The organism is Mesorhizobium sp. ORS 3428 (assembly GCF_001854785.1).
Taxonomy (GTDB): Bacteria; Pseudomonadota; Alphaproteobacteria; order Rhizobiales; family Rhizobiaceae; genus Mesorhizobium.
The window spans coordinates 467,410-486,263 of the sequence record NZ_MDFL01000115.1; the positions used below are offsets into that span (position 1 = coordinate 467,410).

General features: G+C 64.5%; 20 protein-coding genes. 13 read left to right on the top strand and 7 right to left on the bottom strand.

The window, feature by feature from the left end; translation table 11 throughout:
• The first annotated feature begins 51 nt into the window (after positions 1-51).
• The 6 genes from ORS3428_RS15425 to ORS3428_RS33980 are packed head-to-tail and all read left to right on the top strand — an operon-like array spanning position 52 to position 2,618.
• The gene (locus tag ORS3428_RS15425; protein WP_338011936.1) at positions 52-477 is read left to right on the top strand and encodes a DoxX family protein; all 426 of its coding nucleotides are present in this window, start codon (positions 52-54) and stop codon (positions 475-477) included.
• The gene (locus ORS3428_RS15430) at positions 474-1,079 is read left to right on the top strand and encodes a sigma-70 family RNA polymerase sigma factor (RefSeq protein ID WP_071099109.1); all 606 of its coding nucleotides are present in this window, start codon (positions 474-476) and stop codon (positions 1,077-1,079) included. Before ORS3428_RS15425 ends, ORS3428_RS15430 begins: the two co-directional genes overlap by 4 nt.
• Positions 1,076-1,732, top strand: a complete 657-nt coding sequence (locus ORS3428_RS15435) for an NrsF family protein (RefSeq protein ID WP_071099110.1) — start codon at positions 1,076-1,078, stop codon at positions 1,730-1,732. The genes ORS3428_RS15430 and ORS3428_RS15435 overlap by 4 nt, the downstream gene beginning before the upstream one ends.
• On the top strand, positions 1,729-2,106 hold the full coding sequence (locus tag ORS3428_RS15440; RefSeq protein ID WP_071099111.1) for a mercuric transporter MerT family protein: 378 nt from the start codon (positions 1,729-1,731) through the stop codon (positions 2,104-2,106). The genes ORS3428_RS15435 and ORS3428_RS15440 overlap by 4 nt, the downstream gene beginning before the upstream one ends.
• Before the next feature lie 9 nt (positions 2,107-2,115).
• Positions 2,116-2,397: a heavy-metal-associated domain-containing protein gene (locus tag ORS3428_RS15445; protein ID WP_071099112.1), complete on the top strand. Its 282-nt coding sequence runs from the start codon at positions 2,116-2,118 to the stop codon at positions 2,395-2,397.
• On the top strand, positions 2,397-2,618 hold the full coding sequence (locus tag ORS3428_RS33980; RefSeq protein ID WP_244507971.1) for a GDCCVxC domain-containing (seleno)protein: 222 nt from the start codon (positions 2,397-2,399) through the stop codon (positions 2,616-2,618). Before ORS3428_RS15445 ends, ORS3428_RS33980 begins: the two co-directional genes overlap by 1 nt.
• A gap of 70 nt (positions 2,619-2,688) precedes the next feature.
• Here the strand turns inward: ORS3428_RS33980 and ORS3428_RS15450 are convergent, their stop codons facing one another.
• Positions 2,689-3,144, bottom strand: a complete 456-nt coding sequence (locus ORS3428_RS15450; protein ID WP_244507968.1) for a DUF982 domain-containing protein — start codon at positions 3,142-3,144, stop codon at positions 2,689-2,691.
• A gap of 154 nt (positions 3,145-3,298) precedes the next feature.
• Here ORS3428_RS15450 and ORS3428_RS15455 point away from each other — a divergent pair, with 154 nt between their 5' ends.
• On the top strand, positions 3,299-4,756 hold the full coding sequence (locus ORS3428_RS15455; protein ID WP_071099113.1) for an NCS1 family nucleobase:cation symporter-1: 1,458 nt from the start codon (positions 3,299-3,301) through the stop codon (positions 4,754-4,756).
• A 44-nt stretch (positions 4,757-4,800) separates the two neighbouring features.
• Here ORS3428_RS15455 and ORS3428_RS15460 read toward each other — a convergent pair whose 3' ends face one another.
• The 5 genes from ORS3428_RS15460 to tpiA form a co-directional block, all read right to left on the bottom strand.
• On the bottom strand, positions 4,801-5,352 hold the full coding sequence (locus ORS3428_RS15460) for a DUF1697 domain-containing protein (protein WP_071099114.1): 552 nt from the start codon (positions 5,350-5,352) through the stop codon (positions 4,801-4,803).
• Between the two features lie 21 nt (positions 5,353-5,373).
• Positions 5,374-7,011, bottom strand: a complete 1,638-nt coding sequence (locus ORS3428_RS15465) for a CTP synthase (RefSeq protein WP_108723072.1) — start codon at positions 7,009-7,011, stop codon at positions 5,374-5,376.
• A gap of 208 nt (positions 7,012-7,219) precedes the next feature.
• Positions 7,220-8,335, bottom strand: coding sequence for a L,D-transpeptidase (locus tag ORS3428_RS15470; protein ID WP_071099115.1), 1,116 nt, complete (start codon positions 8,333-8,335; stop codon positions 7,220-7,222).
• A gap of 212 nt (positions 8,336-8,547) precedes the next feature.
• Complete coding sequence (gene secG, locus ORS3428_RS15475; protein ID WP_071099116.1) at positions 8,548-9,051, bottom strand: preprotein translocase subunit SecG; 504 nt, start codon at positions 9,049-9,051, stop codon at positions 8,548-8,550.
• A gap of 174 nt (positions 9,052-9,225) precedes the next feature.
• Positions 9,226-9,990 (bottom strand): triose-phosphate isomerase, encoded by a 765-nt coding sequence (gene tpiA, locus ORS3428_RS15480; RefSeq protein WP_071099117.1) that lies wholly within the window; start codon positions 9,988-9,990, stop codon positions 9,226-9,228.
• 144 nt (positions 9,991-10,134) lie between these two features.
• On the opposite strand from tpiA, the gene ORS3428_RS15485 reads away from it, so the two are divergent.
• The 6 genes from ORS3428_RS15485 (at position 10,135) to lexA (ending at position 16,396) form a co-directional block, all read left to right on the top strand.
• The gene (locus ORS3428_RS15485) at positions 10,135-12,027 is read left to right on the top strand and encodes a peptidyl-prolyl cis-trans isomerase (RefSeq protein WP_071099118.1); all 1,893 of its coding nucleotides are present in this window, start codon (positions 10,135-10,137) and stop codon (positions 12,025-12,027) included.
• Positions 12,024-13,034 (top strand): anthranilate phosphoribosyltransferase, encoded by a 1,011-nt coding sequence (gene trpD / locus ORS3428_RS15490; protein ID WP_071099119.1) that lies wholly within the window; start codon positions 12,024-12,026, stop codon positions 13,032-13,034. Before ORS3428_RS15485 ends, trpD begins: the two co-directional genes overlap by 4 nt.
• 4 nt (positions 13,035-13,038) lie before the next feature.
• On the top strand, positions 13,039-13,851 hold the full coding sequence (trpC, locus tag ORS3428_RS15495) for an indole-3-glycerol phosphate synthase TrpC (protein WP_071099120.1): 813 nt from the start codon (positions 13,039-13,041) through the stop codon (positions 13,849-13,851).
• Between the two features lie 2 nt (positions 13,852-13,853).
• Positions 13,854-14,333 (top strand): cyclic pyranopterin monophosphate synthase MoaC, encoded by a 480-nt coding sequence (gene moaC, locus ORS3428_RS15500; protein WP_071099121.1) that lies wholly within the window; start codon positions 13,854-13,856, stop codon positions 14,331-14,333.
• A complete protein-coding gene (locus tag ORS3428_RS15505; protein ID WP_071099122.1) occupies positions 14,334-15,539 on the top strand; it encodes a molybdopterin molybdotransferase MoeA in 1,206 nt (401 codons plus the stop codon).
• A gap of 116 nt (positions 15,540-15,655) precedes the next feature.
• Entirely contained in the window at positions 15,656-16,396 is a 741-nt protein-coding gene (lexA, locus tag ORS3428_RS15510; protein WP_071099287.1) for a transcriptional repressor LexA, read from the top strand.
• On the opposite strand, the gene ORS3428_RS15515 is transcribed toward lexA, so the two are convergent.
• Positions 16,380-18,842, bottom strand: coding sequence for a ComEC/Rec2 family competence protein (locus ORS3428_RS15515; RefSeq protein ID WP_071099123.1), 2,463 nt, complete (start codon positions 18,840-18,842; stop codon positions 16,380-16,382). The genes lexA and ORS3428_RS15515 overlap by 17 nt on opposite strands.
• Between the last annotated feature and the right edge of the window lie 12 nt (positions 18,843-18,854).

The window sequence follows — 18,854 nt, forward strand, 5'->3', positions numbered from 1 at the left end:
TCCGCCCCGGAACTGGTCCGTAYGCTGATAAGGTGGCTGTCCTCGGTCGCCATGGCTGTGGCGCCGCTCTTTCTGCGAGCCGCTCTAGCGGTGCCGTTTTTCCGCTCCGGCCTCACCCGTTGGGATGGCTTCCTGCAGCTCTCGGACAGCACCATCTATCTGTTCGAAGAGGAGTTCAAACTGCACATCTTCGGCGCCGAGTACGGTTTCCCCATGCCAGATGCCGTTGCCTATCTGGTGGCGACGGCCGAACTCACCTTGCCGGCACTGCTGGTTCTCGGCCTCGCCACCCGCTTTGCCGCGTTGGCGATGCTCGTCATGACAGCTATTATTCAGCTTGTGGTGCCCGACGGCTGGGCCGACTTCCATCTGCCCTGGGCCGCCATGGCGATCTCCATCATCGCCCTTGGCGCAGGGCCCGTTTCCGTTGACCGGCTGGTCGCGCAACGATTTGCTACCAAGGCGCATAGCCAATGACCAACACGCCCTTCCTGAAACTTGTGGGAGGAGGAACCGCTCCTTCGCCGCAGGTGCGGGAGCTGGATTGGTCGATCCTTATGGCCAGGGCTCAGGACGGCGATGCCAACGCCTACCGGCGGCTCCTCGAGAGCATCACGCCATACCTTCGCGCCCACGCGGCGCGCTGCCACCGCAATCCCAGCGACGTCGAGGATGYGGTGCAGGATATATTGCTCGCCCTGCACGCCGTGCGCCGAACCTATGATCCGGCGCGGCCGTTCGGTCCCTGGCTCACAGCCATTGCCAGGCGCAGGTTGATCGATCGCCTGCGGCGCCAGGGCCGCCGCCGGGCCTTCGAAACGGAATTTGAGCCCGCGCACGAAACCTTTACCGAGCCGCCCGCGAACCTTGAGGACATGACGAAGACCCATGAGATTGCCGCCGCCATCGACCGCCTTCCCTCCAGGCAGCGTCAAGCCGTGCGGTTGACCAAGATCGAAGGACTGTCGCTGAAGGAGGCCTCGGCGGCGAGCGGCATGAGCGTGGCGGCACTCAAGATCGCCACGCACCGCGCCGTCCAACGCTTGCGGCGTTTCTTCTCTGGCGGGAGTGAAACATGATCCCAACGGACGATCTCATCTCCGCCCTTGCGGCCAACCTGAGACCGGTCAGGCGGCTCCGCCCGCCGCTGTTGCGCGCCACCGGATTCCTGCTTCTGGCCGCATTGATCCTCTCCATGGTCGCTGCCGCGCATGGCTGGCGGCCGGGGCTGCTTGATCGCCTGGCCGAAATCCGCTTCGCCTTGAGCCTCGCGGGGGCTCTCTTTACCGGCGTCCTTGCCGCGGTCGCTGCGTTCCTCATCAGCCTTCCCGGCCGTTCACGTCACTGGCTTTGGCTGCCCCTTCCCGCGCTTGCCTTGTGGCTCTTCTCGATCGGCTATCAGTGCCTGGGTTTCTGGACACCGATGGACCCCGGTGGCGCGTCTCCAGGCGAGACGGTTTCGTGCATCGCCACATTGGTGCTGACGAGCGTGCCATTGGCGCTGGCCCTGGGCCTCATGCTTCGCCATGCCGCCAGCTTCAACCCCGGGCCGGTGATCTTCGCCGCAAGTCTTTCGGTAGCCGGGATCACTGCAGCGGCGCTGACCCTTTTTCATCCAATCGACGCCAGCGTCGAGATCCTGATGTTCAATCTCGGCACCGGATTGCTGATYATGCTGTCCGGCGCCGCCATCAACCTTTTCGTGTCGCACCGCGTGGAGACGCCGGAATGATCGAACGATCGCCAATCAGCAACCCAACAGGGTCGCGCACCGCCCTGTCGCTTGCCCTTGGCGGCCTTTCGGCAGGTCTCCTCGCTTCCGCCTGCTGTATCCTTCCCCTCGCCCTGGCTGTCGCGGGAATCAGCGGCGCGTGGATCGCGCGCCTCACCGCGCTTGCGCCCTATCAGCCATACTTCCTCGCGGTCGCGGCCGTCTCCATCGGTCTCGGGTTCTGGCGCCACCGCCGCAGCGAGGACGCCTGCCTTCCAGACTCGCTTTGCGCCAGTCCCGTCTATCGCCGTTCCACCCGCTGGATCCTGTTGGCAGCGAGCCTCATTGCGGTGTCGGCCGCCGCCGTCAATGTCTTCGGGCGGCTCAATCTGTAGGAGGTCCCCATGCGAATTGCGATTGCGATTGTTGTCCCGCTCCTGGCCGCGGTGCCCGCCGTAGCAGCACAGCGCACCGCCACCTTCTCGGTGCCCGACATGACCTGCTCGCTTTGCCCGGTCACTGTTGAGACCGCAATCAGGCACCTCGACGGCATTGTCTCCGTTTCGACCAATGTCGATGCCAAGACTGCAACAGTCGTCTTCGACGACAGCAAGACGAGCGCGACCGCGATCGCCGATGCTTCCACGAACGCCGGCTACCCCGCGGCATTGGTGAAAGAGCAATGATTGAACTCACCAGCACCATCACCTGCCCGGCCTGCGGTCACCGCAGAACAGAGACAATGCCAACCGATGCCTGCCAGTACTTCTACGAATGCGAAAGCTGCAAGGCTCTCCTCAAACCCCTACCGGGAGATTGCTGCGTGTTCTGCTCTTACGGCGATCATCCCTGCCCACCGAAACAGCGAGAGGGCCGGTCCGGTGCAGCGGGCCAACATTGCTGTTGAAGCAACAACGCCTCTCGCCGCGCCAGTTCTGGCGCAGCGCTCCGATTTTTACCGAACTTCCGACTCGGGCCTATCGCCTCAGGGCGTAGACATTGTCCATGGACGGGCCGCCCAGCGGCAGCGCCATGTCGTCGTCGAGCAGCCGCGTGATGCGGGCAAAACCGACGAAGGCCTTTCTAGCTTCCTCGGCGGACATGGTGCCCGCCATCGCCGCCGCACAGCAATTCACGGCGCACTGATAAACGGGGCCGCGTCGTCCCGTTGGCCACTTCCGCAGGAACACCATTGCTTCGGAGACGCCATCGACTTCCTCCAAGGGGTATCCCTGCCCACGCGCAATCCGCACTGGGGTAAAGAAATGCAAGCGATCCATAGTTTCCTCCCGGTCGACCGCAGAGCGGCCGAACACCATTAAACGCATGTCCGGCGACGTGGTTCCAAACAAATTTGGTTGCCGGTCGAAAAAGTTCGAAACCGGCCGCACGGCGTCCCGACCCGGCAAAAAGGCTGGCGCCGACTCAGCCACGACCCAAGTTCACAGTCGYGATAACTGTGATTCTCATTGAATGTCTTTAAGGCGAAAGCCGGCAAATGGGTTGCTTGCCGGTTCCCCAGCGTCAGGCTTAACCTTGATAGTTAACGCGTGAGGGCGCGTTTTGCAAAAAAGGGGAACATTTGCAATGACCATACAAGGCGCATCACCCGGCCTGTACAACGAAGATCTGGCTCCGGCAAGGGTCAGGAATTGGGGACCGTTTTCGATCTTCAACGTTTGGACGTCCGACGTCCATAGCCTCTGGGGCTATTATCTCGCCGCAAGTTTGTTCCTGTTCTGCGGCGGCTTCGTGAACTTCATCATCGCCATCGGCATCGGCTCACTGATCATCTACGGCCTGATGAACCTCGTCGGCTATGCCGGCCTGAAGACCGGCGTCCCCTACCCCGTGCTCGCCCGTGCCTCCTTCGGCATCTGGGGCGCCAACATCCCTGCGCTGGTGCGCGCCGTCGTCGCCTGCTTCTGGTACGGCGCGCAGACGGCTGCGGCGTCGGGCGCGATCGTCGCGCTGCTGACCCGGCTGCAGTGGTTCGATGAATTCAACAAGAACTCGCACCTTCTCGGCCATTCCACCCTGGAAGTGATCTGCTTCGTCGCCATCTGGGCGCTGCAGCTCCTGATCATCCAGAAGGGCATGGAAACGGTGCGCCGTTTCCAGGACTGGGCGGGCCCGGCCGTGTGGGTGATGATGCTGATCCTGGCGATCTATCTCGGCGTGAAGTCAGGCACCTTCGCCTTCACCAGCGACATCCCGATGGACGTGCTGCTCGACAAGACCAAGGATGCAGGCGTGCCCGGCACGCCGGGATCGTGGACCTCGCTGTTTGCGGTGGCGGCGATCTGGGTGACCTACTTCTCGGCGCTCTACCTCAACTTCTGCGACTTCGCCCGCTACGCGCCCGACAACGCGGCGCTGCGCAAGGGCAATATCTGGGGCCTGCCGGTCAACCTTATCCTGTTCTCGCTGGTTGCCGGCGTCACCACGATCGCCGCCTACGACGTCTATCACGAGGTGCTGCTCCATCCCGACCAGATCTCGGCCAAGTTCGACAGCTGGTTCCTGGCGGCTCTCGCGGCGCTGACCTTCGCGGTGGCGACACTCGGCATCAACGTCGTGGCGAACTTCGTCTCGCCGGCCTTCGACTTCTCCAACGTCTTCCCGCGCCAAATCGACTTCAAGAAGGGCGGCTACATCGCGGCGCTGATCGCGCTGGTGCTCTATCCCTTCGCGCCGTGGGAAGGCAGYGCCGCCTCCTTCGTCAACATCATCGGCGCGACGATGGGACCGATCTTCGGGGTGATGATGGTCGACTATTATCTGATCCGGAAGGGCGAGGTCGACGTCTCGGCGCTCTACCGCGAAGACGGCGAGTTCCGCTTCCAGGGCGGGTGGCACGTCAACGCCTTCATCGCTGCCGGCGTCGGTGCGATCTTCTCCTCGATCCTGCCCAATTTCACCAACTGGCTGCCGTCATGGTGGGGCGTCTACGGCTGGTTCTTCGGTGTGGCCATCGCCGGCGCCGTCTATTACGTGCTGCGCACGATGAGGATAGGCGCCGGAGCCAAAGTGGCGAAGGCCTGAGATAAGGCAGTAGGCAGCAGGGACTAGGCAATAGAGAATGCCACCTACTGCCTACTGCCACTGCCTACCATCTCGGCCAGCCTGCGCACCGTGTTCCAGTTGCGCGATGTGCCGATGCCCATGCGCTTGTGATTGGCGGCCGCAAGCAGCCGCGAGCTTGGCCTGTCGCGGGAAAAGACGAGCCAGATGTCGCCGCCGACCAAGAGCACCTTCTCGTCCTCGGCGGCACGGGCCTGAAGCCCTGATACGGCATCGTCGGCTACAGGTTGCCGCATAACCCGCACCGCAACCTGATCGCCGGCTTGCGCCGATTCGGCCGGGAAAGGATTGCCGGCCGCAAGCTTCAGCCAGTTTTCGGCGCTGCGCACGATGATGTCGACATGGCGGCCGAAAGTCGCTTCGAAGGCCTTTTCCAGCCGCAGTTCGAGATCGGGAACTTTGGTCGTCCGCGCCTCGAAGACCAGATTACCCGTCGCCACCAGCGTGCGGACATTCTTGAAGCCGAGTCCCTCGGCCATCGCCTTCAGGTCCGACATGACAAGGCGCCGCCCGTCGCCGAGGCCGATACTGTAGAGCAGCGCGACGTAAGTCTGCATGGCCGATTGCCAGCCGCCCGCTCACACCAGGCGGCTCTGTTCCACCGCGGCCGAGATGAAGCTTGCGAACAACGGATGCGGTTCGAGCGGCCGGCTCTTCAGTTCCGGGTGATACTGCACGCCGATGAACCAGGGATGGTCGGGATATTCAACCGTCTCGGGCAGCACGCCGTCCGGCGACATGCCGGCAAAGACCAGGCCGCATTCCTCGAGCCGCTGCTTGTAGTCGATATTGACCTCGTAGCGGTGCCGGTGGCGCTCCGAAATCTGCGTGTCGCCGTAGATTTCGGCGATCTTCGAGCCCTTGGCGAGATCGGCCTGGTAGGCGCCGAGCCGCATCGTGCCGCCGAGGTCGCCGCTCGCCTTGCGCTTCTCCAGCATGTTGCCCTTCAGCCATTCGGTCATCAGGCCGACGACCGGCTCGTCGGTCGGACCGAACTCCGTCGAAGAGGCGTGCTCGACACCGGCCAGCGACCGCGCCGCCTCGATGCAGGCCATCTGCATGCCGAAGCAGATGCCGAAGTAAGGCACCTTGCGCTCGCGCRCGAACTTTGCCGCCAGGATCTTGCCCTCCGAACCCCGCTCGCCGAAGCCGCCCGGAACGAGGATGCCGTGCACCTTTTCCAGCCAGGGCGTCGGGTCTTCCTTCTCGAAGATCTCGCTCTCGATCCAGTCGAGCTTGACCTTGACCCGGTTGGCGAGGCCGCCATGTGAAAGCGCCTCGATCAGCGATTTGTAGGCGTCCTTGAGGCCGGTATATTTGCCGACCACGGCAATCGTCACTTCGCCTTCCGGATTGTGGATGCGATTGGAGAGCGCCTGCCAGGGCTCCATACGCGGCTTCGGCGCCGGGTCGATGCCGAAGGCGGCCAGCACCTCCGAATCGAGCCCCTCCTTATGGTAGGCCATCGGCACGTCATAGATGTGCGGTACGTCGAGCGCCTGGATGACGGCGCTTTCGCGCACGTTGCAGAAGAGCGAAAGCTTTCTCCGCTCCTCTTTGGGAATCGGCCGGTCGGCGCGCACCAGGAGAATGTCGGGCGCGATGCCGATGCCGCGCAGTTCCTTGACCGAGTGCTGCGTCGGCTTGGTCTTCAATTCGCCGGCGGTCGGGATGTAGGGCATCAGCGTCAGATGCACATAGACCGCGTTGTTGCGCGGCAGATCGTTGCCGAGCTGGCGAATCGCTTCCAGGAACGGCATCGCCTCGATGTCGCCGACCGTGCCGCCGATCTCGCAAAGCACGAAGTCGTAGTCCTCATTGCCGTCGAGGACGAAATGCTTGATCTCGTCGGTGACGTGCGGGATCACCTGCACGGTGGCGCCGAGATAGTCGCCGCGCCGCTCGCGCTCGATGATGTTCTTGTAGATGCGGCCGGTGGTGATGTTGTCCTGCTGGTTGGCCGAGCGGCCGGTGAAGCGCTCGTAATGGCCGAGATCGAGATCGGTCTCGGCGCCGTCATCCGTAACGAAGACTTCGCCATGCTGGTACGGCGACATCGTCCCGGGGTCGACATTGAGGTAAGGGTCGAGCTTTTTGATCCGCGCGCGATAGCCTCGCGCTTGCAGAAGAGCCCCAAGTGCTGCTGCAGCGATGCCCTTTCCGAGTGAGGAAACCACGCCGCCAGTGATGAATACATATCGCGCCATGGGAGTCATCGCTTAACGCGGCCTGATTGATTCCGCCAGAGAAAAAACCGCCGCGAAGGCTTTTTCTCAAAATGGCGCCAGTGCCCGCGATGGGCATTTTCCTGAAGCATGTCGTCCAAAATGCTAAGTAATTTGGAGCAACGACATGCGTCAAAAACAAAGTTTCAAAGCAAAAGGGCCGGCGGTGCCGGCCCTTTCGGCAGTTTGCTTCAACGCGTCAGATGATGACGACCTTGGTGCCGATCTTGACGCGATTGTAGAGGTCCATGACGTGCTCGTTGATCATGCGGAAGCAGCCGTTGGAGGCGCTGGTTCCGATCGACTGCGGCGCGATGGTGCCGTGGATGCGCAGATGCGTGTCCTTCTTGCCGTCATAGAGGTAGATGGCGCGCGCACCGAGCGGATTTTCGCCGCCGCCGGGCATGCCGTCCTTGTACTGGCCATAGTGCTTCGGCTCGCGCTTCTGCATGTCGAGCGTCGGGATCCAGCGCGGCCATTCCTGCTTGTCGCCGACGGCGACCGTGCCCTTGAACTGCAGGCCTTCGCGGCCGACCGCGATGGCGTAGCGGCGCGCCGTCGAATAGCTCTCGACCAGATAGAGGCGACGGGCGTTGGTGTCGATGACGATGGTGCCCGGATCGTAGCCGGAGAAGGCGACGTCCTGCGGCACGAATTCCGGCTTCACCTTGAACGGCCTCTTGGCGTCCTTCTTGGCGAGCGCGGCGTCGAGCGCCCGGGTCTCGGGCAGATAGCTGATCGAGCTCACCGAGGAGCCGCCGAACAGGCCGGCGAACAGCCCGCCGCTGCTCGTCTGCTTCTGCCCGGGCTGCTCGCTGCGCAGCTCACCATTGTTGCCGGTGGTCGTGATCTCCATCGCCTCGGCCGGAATCGGCTCCTCGGTCTGGACGGAAGCGATCGACGCGACGGGCTCGAGCGGCGCGATGATCTTTGTTGTCTTCATCGGCTTGGCATCAGCCACTTCGGCCGTCACCCCCTTCCTGGCGAGCCATTCCTGGCGCGCGGCGTCCGCCTTGGCCTTGGCTGCCTCGCGCATCGCCATCTTGCGGGCTTCGAGCACCTTCTCCTTGGCCGCTTCCTTGTCGGCCGCGATCTTGGCCTCGAGCTTCTTGATTTGGGCGAGGTCGTCCGGGGTCGGGTTTTTCTTCTTCTTCAGAAGCCTCAGCTGCGATGCGTCGCTCTTGGCGGCGACTTTGATGGCGCCCGTCGTCTCGACCGATGGCGAAGTGGCCAGGTTTGCCGGCGAGGCAAAGGCCGCGGATCCCATGCCGAATACGGCACAGAATCCCAAAAGGATGAAGCTGCGAAGCTGCATGGCGAAGATCCGATTTTCTATGCTAGTTGCCCACGGCGTCGCCCGGCGCCCCCCAAGGACGTCGAAAAGTGCCGCGCGCAATCTATAATCGATTAGCCAGCGCCCTCTCAAGCTGAGCAAAGCGCTACATTTGGTTGAATCTTCGTGATCGAGCGGCATTTGCCGCGACTGTGTTCAAAGAACAACAGATCGCGGCTGCAAAGCTTGGCTGACTACTGGTTCGGAACCTGCGGTGTGACCGGCAAGGTGACGCCGTTCGCAGCCGGCGGCGTGGTCGGATTCGCGGGCGCCGGCGTGGCGGGGGCAGTGGCCGGAGCACTCGTCGAGCCGCCATTCGAAAGCGGCGTCGTGGTCGTCGCGCCGCCTGACGGAGCCGCCGGCGCGGCAGGCTTCGAGCCGCCCACCGGACCGTTTGCGCCCGGCAGCTGGTTGAGCACGCCCTTGCCGGCGGTGTTCGACGACGCCGGTGCGCGGTCGAGGATGTCGATCGGCTTCTCGCCGTAGCGGGCGAGGATGGAAAGAGCCAGYGAGGTCACGAAGAACGCCGCGGCAAGGATTGCGGTCGCGCGGGTCAGCGCATTGGCGGCACCCCGCGCCGTCATGAAACCGGAACCGCCGCCAATGCCGAGACCGCCGCCTTCGGAGCGCTGCAGCAGCACCACGCCGACGAGGGCGAGCACGACCATGAGGTGGATGACGATCAGTACGGTTTCCATAATTTATCCTGGCGAGGCCTTGCGCGGCCGCGCATACGACCGGTGATTTGGAGGCGGCTCCTTACAATGCTTTGTCGGCATTTCCAAGCCCGTGGCCGGGAATATGGGGAGCAATCCCGCCGTTGCAACGATTCGGGCCGCGCGCCTGCCGCCGCGGTCGGGCGCCGGCGGCTGTCAGATCTTCATATAGGCTTCCGCTATCGCGAGGAAGTCGGCCGCCTTGAGGCTGGCGCCGCCGACCAGTGCGCCGTCGACATTCTCGACGCCGAGCAGTTCCTCGGCGTTGGACGGCTTGACCGAACCGCCATAGAGAATGCGCATCTTGGCCGCGGCATCGCCGAGCAGCGCGGTGAGCTTGCCGCGTATATGCGCATGTGCCTCGGCGACGTCGGCAGCGGTCGGAGTAAGGCCGGTGCCGATGGCCCAGACCGGCTCATAGGCGATGATGGTGTTGGCGGCGGTGGCGCTCGGCGGAACGGATCCGGCAAGCTGGCGCGACAGGACATCGAGCGTGCTGCCGGCCTCGCGCTCGGCGCGCGTCTCGCCGATGCAGATGATGGCCACCAGCCCTGCCCGCCAGGCGGCCGACGCCTTGGCATTGACGATCGCGTCGTCATCGCCGCATTGCTCGCGGCGCTCGGAATGGCCGACGATGACGTGGCTCGCGCCGGCATCCTTCAGCATCTCGGCAGAAATCTCTCCCGTATAGGCGCCGCTCTCCTTGGGATGGCAATCCTCGCCGCCCGCGCGAACGGGGGTGCGTGACAGGATTTCGGCAGCCTGATGAAGCAGGGTCGCCGGCACGCAAACCAGAGCTTCCGTCTCCGCATCGAGCCCACTCATGAAGCCGTTGCCGATCATCCTCAACTCGTTGAGCGAGGCGCTGGTGCCGTTCATCTTCCAGTTGCCGGCAACGAGCGGACGGATTCCAGGGGTCATGGGGTCGGGTTCTCCAGGCGACATTAGGCAGCGCCCTCACTACCAAAATCAGGCCACAAAGCAATCGACAGTGGGCCGGAAGGACGCTATTGCGCTTGTTTCAGACTCGGCGCATGCGAAAATGCGCAAAAATCGGAAGTAGGCATGCTTGGTTTTTTGAGAAGCGCGGCAAGCACCTGGGTCGCGAAGGCGTTGCTGTCCTTGCTGGTGGTGAGCTTTGCCGTCTGGGGTATTTCCGGGCGCCTGTCGGGAAGTTTGGCCGGCCATCATTCCGTGATCACTGCCGGCGGTACGACGGTCTCGATCAATGAATATCGCCTCGCCTACGATCGCCAGGTCAACCTGCTCTCGCAGCAATATGGCCAGCGCATCACGCATGAGCAGGCGAAGCTGCTGGGCATAGACAACCAGGTTMTGGCGCAGCTCGTTTCGGGCGCCGTGCTTGACGAGCASRCCCRCAAGCTTGGCCTTGGCCTTTCCAAGGACCGGCTGGCCGAGCTGACGCGCGAGGATCCGGCCTTCAAGGGCCCGAGCGGCCAGTTCGACCGCAGGACCTTCGAATATCTACTTCGCCAGGTGGGTATGYGTCCCGAGGACTATCTCAAGAACCGCTCGCAGGTGGCGGTGCGCCAGCAGATCGTCGAGGCGATTTCCGACGGTCTTAAGGCGCCGCAGACCTTCCTGAAGGCGGTCGCGCTCTATCGCGGCGAGGACCGCACGATCGACTATCTCGTACTGCCGAAGACGCTGGTCCAGCCGATCGAGGCGCCGTCCGACAGCGCGCTGAAAACCTATTTCGAAGCCAACAAGAAGAAATACGCTGCGCCGGAATACCGCAAGTTCTCCTATGTCCGGCTGGAGCCGCAGGACATCATGGATCCGTCCGCGGTGACCGATCAGCAGATCGCCGACGACTACAACAAGAACAAGGCGCGCTACACCACACCTGAAATGCGCACCATCGAGCAACTGGTGTTCAAGACGCCGGACGCTGCCAAGTCGGCATATGATTCCCTGAAGGCCGGCGCCACCTTCGACAAGATCGTCACCGCCGAAGGCAAGACCCAGGCCGACACCGTGCTCGGCACGCTGCCCAAGGACAAGATCGCCGACAAGGCGGTGGCGGACGCGGCCTTCTCGCTCAACGTCAATGAAGTGAGCCCCGTCGTCCAGGGCGCCTTCGGCCCGGTGCTGCTGCGCGTCACCGAGATCAAGCCGCAGGTGGTGAAGCCGCTCTCGGAAGTGTCCGACCAGATCCGCAAGGACCTGGCGCTCGGCGAGGCAAGCCGCGTCCTGCTTGACGTGCACGACAACTACGAGGACACCCGCGCTTCCGGCGCCTCGCTCGCCCAGGCAGCCGACAAGCTGAAGCTCAAGGTCGTCACCGTCGACGCCGTCGACCGGAGCGGCCAGCGGCCGGACGGCACGATCGTCAAGGACCTGCCGCAATCGGCCGACCTCATCAAGGCGGTCTTCGACGCCGAGCCGCACACCGAGAACGAGGGCCTGACCACCGCCGACAACGGCTTCGTATTCTACGAAGTCCAGTCGATCACGCCGGCGCGCGACCGCACGCTGGACGAAGCCCGCCAGAAGGTGGCGGCCGACTGGACGGCTGCCGAGACCGACAAGCGGCTCGACGCGAAGGCGCAGGAGCTCGAAAAGCGCCTGAAGGCCGGCGCGACGCTCGATGTCATCGCCGGCGAGCTGAAGCTCGAGAAGCAGACCAAGCGCGGCCTGAAGCGCGAGGCCGACGACGCCGATTTCGGCAAGGAAGGTGCCGCCGCCATGTTCGGCGTCGGCGAAGGCGGCACGGGTCTGATCCCCTCGCCCACCGGCGACGGCCAGATCCTGTTCAAAGTCGCCGAGGTCTTCGAGCCGGCTGGCGCCGATGGCAGCTCGGTTCCGGAAGACGCGCAGAAATCCTTCGGCGCCGGCATGTCCGACGACCTGCTCGACCAACTGGTGGCACAGCTGCAGTCGCAGTATGACGTTCGCATCGATCCGGCCGCCGTTTCGCAAGCACAGACACGATGAGCGCGCTTAAGACACACATAGCCAAGATCGCCACCGGCACCGCGCTCTCCTTCGAGGAGGCGCGCGAGGCCTTCGACATCATCATGTCGGGCGATGCGACGCCCGGCCAGATCGGCGGGTTCCTGATGGCGCTGCGCGTGCGCGGCGAGGCGGTGAGCGAGATTTCCGGAGCGGTCGCCACGATGCGCGCCAAGATRCTGCGCGTCGAAGCCCCCGAGGGCGCCATCGACATCGTCGGCACCGGCGGCGACAATTCCCACAGCGTCAACATCTCGACCGCTTCGGCCTTCGTCATCGCGGCGGCGGGGGTTCCGGTCGCCAAGCACGGCAATCGCGGCCTGTCCTCGCTGACCGGTTCCGCCGACGTGCTTATGGCGCTCGGCGTCAAGATCGACATTTCACCGGAGGCGATCGGCCGCTGCATCCATGAAGCCGGCGTCGGCTTCATGTTCGCGCCGGCGCATCATCAGGCCATGAAGCATGTCGGCCCGATCCGGGGCGAGCTGGGCACGCGCACCATCTTCAACCTGCTCGGACCGTTGTCGAACCCGGCCGGCGTCAGCCGCCAGATGGTCGGCGTCTTCCTGCCCGAGTGGATCATGCCCGTGGCCGAGACGCTGAAGACGCTCGGCGCAGACCATGCGTGGGTCGTGCACGGCGACGGTTACGACGAGATCACCACCACCGGCGAGACGCAGGTGGCCGAACTCGCCGGCGGCGAGATCCGCAGCTTCACGCTCACCCCTGAGGCGGTGGGGCTGAAGCGACACGGCAAGGAAGAACTGCGCGGCGGCGATGCGGCCTACAACGCCAAGGCATTACGCGATATGCTGAGCGGTGCCGCCGGCGCCTATCGCGATACCGTGCTGATGAATGCCGGCGCCGGACTGGTAGTGGCAGGCAAGGCGACGACGCTCGCCGACGGCATCGAAGCCGCCGCGCAAGCCATCGACAGCGGCCGGGCACTTGCTGTGCTCGACAGGCTCGTCGAGATTTCGAACGGTTAGAACTTTGTCCGATATCCTGCGCAAGATCGAAGCCTACAAGCGCGAAGAGATCGCGGCGGCGAAATTCGGCGTGCCGCTTGCCGAGATCAAGGCCAAGGCGAAGGATGCCGAGCCGCCGCGCGGCTTCCTCGCGGCGCTCCAGACCAAGCGCAAGGCCGGCGGCTTCGCGCTGATTGCCGAGATCAAGAAGGCAAGCCCGTCCAAGGGTCTGATCCGCGCCGACTTCGATCCGCCGGCGCTCGCCAAGGCCTATCAGCAGGGCGGCGCGGCCTGCCTTTCGGTGCTGACCGATGCTCCCTCCTTCCAGGGCGCACCCGCATTTCTGACCGCCGCGCGCGCCGCCGTCAGGCTGCCCGCCCTGCGCAAGGACTTCCTCTTCGACCCATATCAGGTTTACGAGGCGCGAGCCTGGGGCGCGGACGCGATCCTGATCATCATGGCAAGCGTCGACGATGCGCTGGCCGGCGAGCTCGAAGCGACCGCCTTCGAGCTCGGCATGGACGCGTTGGTCGAGGTGCATGATGAGACCGAGATGGAGCGCGCGCTCCAGCTGTCGTCGCGTCTCATCGGCATCAACAACCGCGACTTGCGAACCTTCGAGACCAGCCTCGACGTTTCCGAGCGGCTTGCCGCCATGGTGCCGGCGGACCGGCTGCTGGTCAGCGAGAGCGGCATCTTCACTCATCAGGACTGCCGCCGGCTGGAGAAGAGCCGGATCGGCACCTTCCTCGTCGGCGAGAGCCTGATGCGGCAGGCCGATGTGGCAGCCGCGACTGAACTTCTGCTGACGGGCAAGGCGCCGGCCGAGGCCGTTTGACGATGCCCGGCCTCACCCATCTCGGCGCCAAGGGCGAAGCCAACATGGTCGATGTCGGCGACAAGGCCGAGACGAGCCGCACGGCAATCGCCGAAGGGTTCGTCTCGATGCGGCCGGAAACACTGGACATGATCCTGGCCGGCGACGCCAAGAAAGGCGACGTGCTGGGGACCGCGCGCATCGCCGGCATCATGGCGGCGAAGCGCACGCATGAACTCGTTCCGCTCTGTCATCCGTTGCTTCTGACCAAGGTCGCCGTCGAGATCGAGCCCGACCGCTCGCTCCCCGGCCTCAAGGTGACCGCGCTTGCCCGCGTCAGCGGCAAGACAGGGGTGGAGATGGAAGCGCTGACCGCCGCTTCGGTCGCCTGCCTCACCATCTACGACATGGCCAAGGCCGCGGACCGCGCCATGGTGATTTCCGGCATCAGGCTGGTCGAGAAGACCGGCGGCAAGTCGGGCGACTACAAGGCAGGTTCCTAGATGGCCTTGGTTCCGGTCGCCGAGGCGCTCGAACGCCTGCTGCAAGGCGCTGCCGCGCTGCCCGGCGAAAGCGTTCCGCTGTCGGACGCAGCCGGCCGGGTGCTGGCCGAATCGGTGGTGGCGCTGCGCACCCAGCCGCCCTTCAACGCGTCGGCCATGGACGGCTATGCCGCGCGCTCTGCCGATGTGGCGTCGGCACCGGCCCGGCTTTCCGTGATCGGCATGGCGCCCGCGGGGCGCGGCTTTGCCGGCGCCGTCGGCAAGGGCGAGGCCGTGCGCATCTTCACCGGCGCGCCGCTGCCCGGAGGCGCCGACACCGTCGTGATCCAGGAGAATGTCCGCGACCTTGGCGGCGGCAGCGTCGAAGTGACGGAGCCGACCGCGCAAGGCCGCAACGTCCGGCGCCGCGGGCTCGACTTCGGCGAAGGTGACACGGTCCTCGAAAAAGGCCGTGTGCTCGATCCGGCAGCGCTTTCGCTGGCGGCCTCAGCCAACCATCCGAGCCTCAGTGTCGTGCGGCAGCCGCTGGTCGCCATCATCGCCACCGGCGACGAGTTGCTGCCGCCAGGCAGCACGCTCGGTCCCGACCAGATCATTTCGTCCAACGCCTATGGCGTCGCCGCGGTGGCGCAGTCGGTCGGCGCGCGTGCGCTCGACCTTGGCATCGCCGCCGACCGCCAGGATGCGATCGCGGCCCTCGTCGGCAAGGCGGTCGAGGTTGGCGCCGACGTCATCGTCACGCTCGGCGGCGCTTCGGTCGGAGACCATGACCTGATCCACGACGTGCTGACCGGCCAGGGCATGAAGCTCGACTTCTGGAAGATCGCCATGCGCCCCGGCAAACCGTTGATGTTTGGCCGGCTTGGCGGCATCCGCTGCATCGGCCTGCCCGGCAATCCGGTGGCAAGCCTGGTTTGCTCGCAATTGTTCCTCAAGCCGCTTCTGGCGCGTCTCGGCGGCCGCAGCTTCCGGCAGGACATTCGCGCGGCACGGCTGGGTGTCCCCATGCGCGCCAACGATCTCCGGCAGGACTATGTGCGCGCCGTCGTGCGCGAGGATGCCGGAACGCTGATCGCGACGCCGTTCGGCATCCAGGATTCCTCGATGCTGAGGACGCTGGCCGACGCCAACGGCCTGATCGTGCGYGAGCCTTTTGCACCGGCCGCGGAAGCCGGCGCCGAATGCAGCGTTCTGATGTTACGCTGAACAAAACGTCAACACATTCACTAAACTTTAAACGGTTGCGGAACACAACTGGAACAGATAGTGTTTGTTCTGGGTTTGTTTTTCTGATTCTGATTTCAGAACCCATGGGGGCCGCCATGCTGACGCGCAAACAACATGAACTTTTGATGTTCATCCACGAACGGCTCAAGGAAAGCGGCATTCCGCCGTCCTTCGATGAGATGAAGGAGGCGCTCGACCTTGCGTCGAAGTCGGGCATCCACCGCCTGATCACGGCGCTGGAGGAGCGTGGCTTCATTCGCCGGCTGCCGAACCGGGCGCGCGCTCTCGAAGTGCTGCGCCTGCCCGATTCGATCGCTCCCGGCCTTAACGCGGCGAAGAAGTTTTCGCCGAGCGTCATTCAGGGAAGCCTCGGACAAGGCAATCTCAGCCGGCAGGTCAAGCCTGCGGCGCCCTCGCGCACCCCGGCGCCCAGCAATGACGACGACGCCATCCCGGCAGTGTCCATACCGGTGATGGGCCGTATCGCCGCCGGCGTGCCGATCGACGCCATCCAGCACCAGACGCATTCGATCTCGGTGCCGCCGGACATGATCGCTGGCGGTGAGCACTATGCGCTGGAGGTCAAGGGCGACTCGATGATCGAGGCCGGCATCTTCGATGGCGATACGGTGATCATCCGCAACGCCAATACCGCGAGCCCGGGCGAGATCGTGGTGGCGCTGGTCGATGACGAGGAAGCGACGCTGAAGCGCTTCCGCCGCAAGGGCGCCTCGATCGCGCTGGAAGCTGCCAATCCGGCCTACGAGACCCGCATCTTCGGGCCTGATCGCGTCAAGGTTCAGGGCAAGCTCGTCGGGCTCATTCGCCGCTACTGAGTGACTGCGGCGCCTCTGGCTTTYCGGGCTTCTTGTAGGGCGCCAGCCCCCTCGCCTCTCGCGAATAGCTTCGCTGCTCATGCCAGGGACGGTAAGGCTTTTGGACGGCATACTGGACCGCTGGTCGCGCCGTCGCCGATTGCGCGTCGAAGTAAACGGCCGCGCTGCCGTCACGCGCCAGTTGCCGCTTGGTGATGACGAGGATGCGTGGATCACCGCAAGGATTGTAGGCGGTGGCGTCGTTGATGACGACGAGGTCGGCGAAGCCGCAGGCCGGGCGGGCGCTGTCGTGGTTCTCGGCGAGCGCGACGATGGCGCCGGACGGATGCCGGCCAATGCAGAGGTCGCCCGTACAGTAGAAGGGCGATCCCGGCGGCAGGTCGACAGGGTCGGCGATGTCCAGCGCGCCTTTGGCGAATGTCTCCGGCGGCACGATCGTTTCGGCCTCTAGCGCGCGTTTCCAGTTGTCGGTGGTGAATTCGTTCGAGCGGGCACGGTTGATGGCGAGTTCGCCGCCGCCGATCGGCATCGCCACCAGATGGGCGTCCTCGGAGATCAGCAAGTCCGGTGTGCGCACTTGCGAAATCGTCAGCAGGCCGGCCAGCGCGAAGGGAACGGCCGCCAGCCTCAGCCAGGTGGTGGCCATGGTGGCGATGACCAGCGCGACTGTCGTCAGCAGCACCGACTGGATCGAGATCAGCCCCACGGCATCGACCGGCGAGCGTTCCGAAATCCAGGCCGAGATCGCAATCATCGCCGTCAGACCCTTGCCCATGACATAGAGGAATGGACCATCGAGGCCGAATGGCATCGTCAGCGCGCTCAAGACGGCAAACGGCATGACGATCAGCGAAACTATTGGCATGATCCCCAGATTGGCGAGCAAGCTGAGCGGCGACACCCGCTGGAAATRCCAGATCGCGAAAAGGATCGTTGCGCTGCCAGCGATGATCGACGTCATGGCGGCGCCGCCCATTCCAACCGCCAGTTTTCGCGACAGGAACCGCAGGAACGAACGCTTCGCCGGAGGAGCTCTGCCTTTATCGGCGCGGTAGTCGGCCCAACCGGTATAGGCGCCGACAAGGGCAGCCGTGGCCGCGAACGACATCTGGAAGCTCGGGCCCACCACTTCGTGCGGCGACACCAGGATGACGGCGATGGCCGAGATCGCCAGATTGCGCATCGTCAGCGCCGCGCGGTCGAAGAGCACGGCGACCAGCATGACAGCGAGCATGATGAAGCTTCGCTCGGCGGCCACCACCAGGCCGGAGATAACGAGATAGGCGGCGATCGATACCAGCGCGATTGCTGCGGCGTATTTCTTCACCGGACGGCGTGAAGAAAAATCCGGGAACAGTGCGAAGGCGCCGCGCAGCAAGAACATGATCGTGCCGGCGACCAGTGCCATATGCAGGCCGGAAATCGAGATGATGTGATAGATGCCGGTCCGCCGCATCGCTTCGTTGATGTCTTCGGGAATGCCGGCGCGAACGCCGACGATCAGCGCCGCGGCGATCTCGCCCTCGGGACCGCCGACGGTGCTTCTGATGTGCTCCGCAATGGCCTCGCGAGCATTCTCGATGGCGGAGTTGATGMTCGCCCCCATCGGCGGATCGGCGGGCGCTACGACTTTCGGATCGCCAAGGAAAAAGCCGCTGGCGCCGATGCCGGAAAAATAGCTGTCGAAGGAGAAGTCATAGCTTTCGGGGCGCACCGGCCCGGTCGGCGGCAAGAGCCGGGCATAGCCCGTCACCAACGATCCCGCCTTCATGTCGGGCGGGATCCTGCGTGCCGAGAGCCTGACACGATCCGGTGCGTAGCGCAGCTTCGGGTGCGCGGTCGAGATGAGGTCGACGGTCAGCCGCACGCGGCCATTGGCCATTTCCTCGGCGATGGCGACGCGGCCCGTCAGCCGTGTCTGGATCTCGGAGCCGAGCATCGGCGTGGCGGCGCGCCACGTCTCGACCTTCGCGGCGACAAAACCTACTGCGCAGAACAGCGCCGCCATGAAAAGGAGATGCGTCTTCGGCGATGCGCGGGAAACCGCCGCGCAGGCAGCCAACAGCGCTACCGCCGCCAGCGGCCTGTAAAGATCGGGTTCCGTGCTCAGGGAAAAGTAGACGATGACGCCTGCGGCCAGGAACACCGGCACCAGCAGGAAGCCGATGCCGCGGTCAAGCTCCGTGGTGGCGGCCTCGGTGACGTTCCGGCAAAACGCGGGAAGCGAAAGGCGGCGGAGCTGCCTGCGGACCCGGTCGATTGTTGCCGGCGGAGAAGATGCGCCAGAGGTCCTGCCGCCCCGTTCCAGGATCTCCGTAGCCGGACGCGGCAGCGGAAGCGAAATCGGCGTCGCCTCAGCAGGCGCGGTACCGGCAAACAGCAGGCGCTCGCTGACGCCAGCTGTCGTCCCCTCGCCCTCCTCCGAACCCCGGCCACGTCCAGCCATTGGGTCTGCCCC

What these genes read in the sequence shown, in the direction of transcription:
- ORS3428_RS15425 (WP_338011936.1), top strand. Translation starts at nt 52, where the DNA reads ATGGCTGTGGCGCCGCTCTTTCTGCGAGCCGCTCTAGCGGTGCCGTTT.
- ORS3428_RS15440 (WP_071099111.1), top strand. Translation starts at nt 1,729, where the DNA reads ATGATCGAACGATCGCCAATCAGCAACCCAACAGGGTCGCGCACCGCC.
- ORS3428_RS15445 (WP_071099112.1), top strand. Translation starts at nt 2,116, where the DNA reads ATGCGAATTGCGATTGCGATTGTTGTCCCGCTCCTGGCCGCGGTGCCC.
- ORS3428_RS15460 (WP_071099114.1), bottom strand. Translation starts at nt 5,352, where the DNA reads ATGCAGACTTACGTCGCGCTGCTCTACAGTATCGGCCTCGGCGACGGG.
- ORS3428_RS15470 (WP_071099115.1), bottom strand. Translation starts at nt 8,335, where the DNA reads ATGCAGCTTCGCAGCTTCATCCTTTTGGGATTCTGTGCCGTATTCGGC.
- tpiA (WP_071099117.1), bottom strand. Translation starts at nt 9,990, where the DNA reads ATGACCCCTGGAATCCGTCCGCTCGTTGCCGGCAACTGGAAGATGAAC.
- moaC (WP_071099121.1), top strand. Translation starts at nt 13,854, where the DNA reads ATGCCCGGCCTCACCCATCTCGGCGCCAAGGGCGAAGCCAACATGGTC.
- lexA (WP_071099287.1), top strand. Translation starts at nt 15,656, where the DNA reads ATGCTGACGCGCAAACAACATGAACTTTTGATGTTCATCCACGAACGG.